The sequence below is a fragment of the Vibrio sp. 1580 genome (assembly GCF_033340055.1).
In genome coordinates this window covers 1-633 of sequence record NZ_JAWOVT010000387.1, presented here as the reverse complement: position 1 = coordinate 633, position 633 = coordinate 1, and the positions used below count along the sequence as shown (strand labels likewise).

Here is a 633-nt window from a genome sequence, read left to right as displayed (position 1 = left end):
GTGCGCGGCGTCCATCAAATCATGTAAATTGATGGCGTCAAAGCTGTTGGAAATGGCGCGATACATAAATGGCAATGCGATGGTGAAGTAAGTGCCCACTAAAATCCAAGGTGTGCCTATAAGGGAAATTTCACTGTCGGCATAGAGTTGAAGAAGGCCCACAGACGAAACCACGGGTGGTACTGCAAATGGCAGCAAAATCAGGATATTCATCAGCTTGTCGAGTTTCGGAAAGTAGTAAAACACCACGAAAATCGCAGGCAGTATGAGAACAACACTCAGTGCTAGTGCTGAAAGGCCAATAAAGAGCGAGCGACCAAACGCCTGTAAGAAGCGAGGATCCGTAAGCAGTTTAATGTACCAGTCAAAAGTGAAACCATCAGGCAGAATCGTTGCGCCCCAGCGAGAAGAAATCGAGTAAATGAACGTCGCTAGAATCGGGATCAGCATGATTACGACGATGGTGTAAACGACGCTTTTATGGAATCGAGAATTTACGTCTTGCATGGTTTACTTCCTGCTTTTCTTAGCTGCGTAACTTTTGGCAATCAGCCACTGGTTAATCACCGTAATAAACGCCAACAGCGCCATTAAGATGACCGAGATGGCGGCTGCTAAATTTGGCTCTAGGAA

1 protein-coding gene and 1 pseudogene are annotated in these 633 nt (G+C 46.1%); both read right to left on the bottom strand.

Features of this window, described 5'->3' with window-relative positions:
* A partial coding sequence (locus R7093_RS26175) for an ABC transporter permease (protein ID WP_411913258.1) occupies positions 1-507 on the bottom strand: 507 nt, incomplete at its 3' end.
* 3 nt (positions 508-510) lie between these two features.
* Positions 511-633 (bottom strand): annotated as a pseudogene (locus tag R7093_RS26170) (ABC transporter permease); the annotation flags it as partial.